The sequence below is a fragment of the Actinomyces urogenitalis DSM 15434 genome (assembly GCF_000159035.1).
Classification (GTDB): Bacteria; Actinomycetota; Actinomycetes; order Actinomycetales; family Actinomycetaceae; genus Actinomyces; species Actinomyces urogenitalis.
Window position 1 is genome coordinate 427,168 of the sequence record NZ_DS999575.1, and the last position, 4,714, is coordinate 431,881.

General features: G+C 64.5%; 1 protein-coding gene. It reads left to right on the forward strand.

What is annotated here, in order from left to right:
• Window positions 1-482: 482 nt before the first annotated feature.
• A partial coding sequence (locus tag HMPREF0058_RS12770; RefSeq protein ID WP_211205893.1) for a hypothetical protein occupies window positions 483-4,714 on the forward strand: 4,232 nt, incomplete at its 3' end.

Here is a 4,714-nt window from a genome sequence, read left to right on the forward strand (position 1 = left end):
TCTTGACCGTCGGATGGCGCTTGAGCCGTCGTGGCAGGGCCATCTGGATGGCTCTCGCCCAGACTCTGGAGTGTTGGCAGAGTCATGCTCCTGGAGCACATGTTCTTGAATAAACGGCATGTATTCTCCATGACCTTGCTTGGTACCATCAGGAGTTGAAGACCTCCCAGAGGAGACTCGTGATGCAACGTTCAACCCGTCCAAAGCGGATCATCTCTGCACTAGCTGCCACACTGGTGTCCCTAGGCATGGCGTTCCCCGGCGCCGCAGCGTTCGCAGACACTGACCCGGTCCCTGCTACGTCTACAGCTGACGCCTCTCAAGGGGAGGCTGACGCCGGAGACCCCGCGGTCGAGCCGGCTGCACCGGCCGAGACTGACGCTGACAGCTCGCCTGCCCAGGCAGCGCCGCCAGCCGCCGTCGCTGAGAAGGATGCGGGCGCTGACGCCGTCGCTGATCCCGCTGCGATCACCGAGATCTGGGTGAGCTCCACGGGCAGCGACGACAATGATGGCTCGTCTGCCGACCAGGCCCTTGCGACGATGAAGAAGGCGCTCGAGGTCCAGACGGCGAACCCGGGCATCGCCACGATCAACCTCTCCGGTGACTTCACGGGCTGGACCAACGTCACGATCCCGTCGGGCGTCACGCTCAAGATCGCCGGGAACACCACGATCGCGGCTGCGACGAACGCCAGCGGCATCACGCTCGCGAACGGCGCCACCCTCACGGCGGGTGCGAACACGCTCACGATGACCGGGTTCAACGTTGCGATTCAGATGAACGCCGGTGCGAAGCTCATCGACGGCACGTATACCATCAGCGGCGGCAACCGTGCCCTCAACCTCAACGGCGGTGTGATCGAGGGGTCCGCGGACCGCTCAAGCGTGGCTATCAACGCCACAGGCACGAGCGGTGCCGACCTGCAGAACGGCTCGATCACGAACGCGACGATCACGGCGACAGCGACGACGAACGGGCCGGAGCACTACGCCCTCGCCCCGATGAAGAACGCCTCGCTGACCACGACGCAGACCTGGTTCTACATTAACAACGGTCGGACCTTCTCGCTCGACCACTCCGACCTCTACATCAACAAGGCGACGGCCGCGTCCGCCTACCGCCAGGCCATCACCTTCGCGAACGATCCGACCATCGCGAACGGCTCCACGCTCACGGCAGACGGCGGCCGCATCTCAGTCGCGAGCGGCTCGAAGTCGTTCAACGTGACGGGCGGGTCGAAGATCGTCATCAAGAACAGCATCGGCAAGGACATGCTTGGGCGTGACGGCGGCGGCCTCAACATCAACTCCAATAGCGCCCATGTCAACTTTGTCGACTCCACGCTCGAGACCTCGAACATCGACACCTACCCGTCCTACGGCACACGCGGCACCTCAAGCATCACCTTCAGCGGCAACAGCCAGGTGATCACCGACCACAAGAACAAGACCTACGACAACGGCGGCGCCGACCGCAGCACTGGCGGCTCGTATGTGGTCACGGGCGGCTCGTTCTACGTCACCTACGACCCGAGCTTCAACGCCGCCATCACCACGCCCACCAACGGCGCGGCCAACGGCGACGAGATGCTCTCCTACTTCACGCTCGCCGACGCCTCGCTGGGCTCGTTCAACCCCATCAACAAGAACGGCGTGCGCTACGAGTACCAGGTGGCCAACGGCTCGCCTGATGGCAACAAGTACGTGTTCGCCCCGGCGGCCAAGGTTACGTTCAAGCTGAACAACGGCAACGCGAAGTTCGCCGACGGCACGACGAAGGACAAGACCCAGAGCACCGTGCGCGGCTACCGGCTCGGCTTCGTGGCGGGTACGGTCGATGTTGGCACGCCCACGGACTCGGCCGGCGTGAAGTTCCTCGGCTGGTTCTACAAGGACGCCGCCGGTGCGGAGTACGCCTTCGATTTCGCTACCACCCAGTTCGACGCCGACACCGACGTCTATGCCAAGTGGGAGTCGAAGACGGTCATCTACCACAACGGCAACGGTGTGGACTACATCCAGAACATCGCTGCGTCCGAGGACTCGGCCACTGCGCTCTCCTATGACGAGGTGGTCAAGGCCAACTCGGAGTTTGCGATCGCCGGCAAGACCTTCACGAAGTGGACGGCGGCCTCCGGTGCCTCAAGCGATGAGATCGCCGCGGGCTCCACGCTTGCTTTCACGGGCGACATCACCCAGATCGACGTGTACGCCCAGTTCGACACCGACACCTACCGCGTGGCCTTCTCCGCCAACGGCGGCACCTTCGGTGCCGACAGCGTGTTCAAGAAGAACCCCGATATCTTCACCATTGAGACCGATCCCGTGCTCGGCGGCGAGGTCGCGGTGATCACGAAGGGCGCGACCTACAACCAGAAGCTTTCCGAAGTGCTCGGCAGCTTCGCGCGCGGCCAGATCACGCCGACGGCCGCCGCGGCGACGAAGGCTGGCTCGAAGCTGGGGAGCTCCACGCAGTGGAGCACGGCGTCTGATGGGGAAGGCTCTAAGCTTCGGTTTGATGACACGAAGGTCTTCATTTGGACGACGCCCGGCGCCGACCCAGCCTTCACGGCCGATACCACCTACTACCTCGCCTGGACGCCCGACACGAGCACCCCTGCGATGGACCTCGAGACCAAGCTCCCCGCCGACCTGTGGGGAGAGTCCAAGCCTGGTCAGAAGGACAGCAAATCTGCCCTCAAGGTACTCGCTGACGGCAAGGACTCCTTCAGCCTGACCGGCGCGGTGGATGTCTCCACCATCAAGCAGCAGATGACGGCCATCGAGGGTCGCTTCCCGAAGGCCAAGCCCGCCGACATCAATCTCACGGGCACTGCGTCCACCTTCACCGCCACACTGACGCTGCCCGACGGCGTCGTCGCGCCGAAGGGCCTCGCGGCAGACCAGGTCACGGCCACCGGCCTCGGCGACCTCTTCGAGGTTAAGTCCGCATCCGTGGATGGCCAGGAGGTCACGGTGAACTTCGGGCTCAAGAAGGCCTACACGAGCTATGAGGAACTCAAGGCCGCCGTGGGAGCCACGGGCACGCAGACCGCGTTCCGCATGGCGGGCACGAGCCCCATCACTGATCAGATCACGCTCGAGATCCCTGGGTTCAGCCTGGACGGTAACGCCGTGAAGAACGGCGACGAGCTCACCGTCACCGGTGTTGTCACGGGCACGTTCACCTCGGTTGCGAACACCACCGCCGACGACGCGGTCCGCTTCAACATCAGCTGGAACGGTACGCAGATCGCTGCCGGCAGGGACTTCCGTGCCAAGGACGACACCACCATCCAGCAGACCATCCTCGTGAAGAAGCCGTTTGAGGCCTCGCTGCCCGCCGACATGCTCGTGTACGTGCAGCCGGCGAACGCCACCGAGGAGCAGCAGAAGCAGGTCGGTACCAACACGACGAATGGTGAGGCTGCTGGTGTTCAGCAGGGTGACAAGATCAACCTCACCGGCACGATCGACGCCAAGACGGTGAAGACGCAGATGGCCGCGATCGAGGCCCAGTTCGGCAACCCGTCGGACCTCTCCTCGATCAGGCTCAGCGATCTCTCCTCTGCGTTCACGGCCACCTTCACGGTGCCCGAGGGGCTGACGCTCCCCGCGAACCTTTCCGCAGCCACGGTGGTCCCCACCGGGTTCGCGGACACCTTCAGCGTGAGCGAGGTGACGCCCGCCACCGACGGCAAGAGCGTCACCGTGACCTTCGCGCTCAAGGACGGCATCACCAACTACAAGCAGCTGCACGATGCCGTGAACCTGCTCGCCGACACCATGAAGCTCACCGTCCCGGGCATCACCGTGAACGAGGACGTCGCGGACGGCGCCACGCTGACCACGGTCGGCACGGTCACCGGTACCTTCGACGCTGTGGCCACCTCGGCCGCCGGCACCGAGAAGGACTTCTCCTTCATCTGGACGGGCGCGCAGATCGAGGACGGTAAGGACAAGCTGGCCGCCGATCTCAGCACTATCCAGCTCACCCTCGCCACGCCGAGCCCGTTGGATCTCGACCTTCCGTCGGACATCCTCTCCGGCGCCAACACCGAGCACGAGGAGGCATACCCGGCCTTCGCCGGCACGAGCATCGACCTCACCGGCGCGGTGAACATCACCGGCATCAAGGGCCAGATGGGGGGCATCGAGAACCAGTTCGGCAACCCGGACGGCAGCACCATCGCCGTGGACATCAAGGGCTTCGGCTTTACCGCCACGATGACCCTGCCCGAGGGCATGTCCCTGCCCGAGGGCCTCGACAAGGCCAAGGTGACCACCACGGATCCGGTCACGGGCGAGGACACCCTGAAGAACACCTTCGAGGTCACCGACGTGAAGGCCGAGGGCCAGAAGGTCACGATCACCTTCGGCCTGAAGGACGCTGCCTCGCTTGACACCTACGCCAAGCTCAAGGCCGCCGTGCAGGCGTCCGGCGTCACCGAGGGCGAGAACTCCTGGCTCAAGATCACGGTCCCCGGCGTGAAGATCGCCGACACCGTGGCTGACAACACGAAGCTCACCACCGTGGGCACCGTCGCTGGCTTCTTCAAGGCGAACGCCACCTCTGCCACCGGCACTACCAAGACGTTCTCGTTCCGTTGGAACGGCACGCAGTGGGCCAAGGGCAAGGACGCCGCCACGCCCGGCGACGACGCGCGCATCACGTTCACCGTTCAGACCCCGCCCGCCCCGCAGCAGCTCAC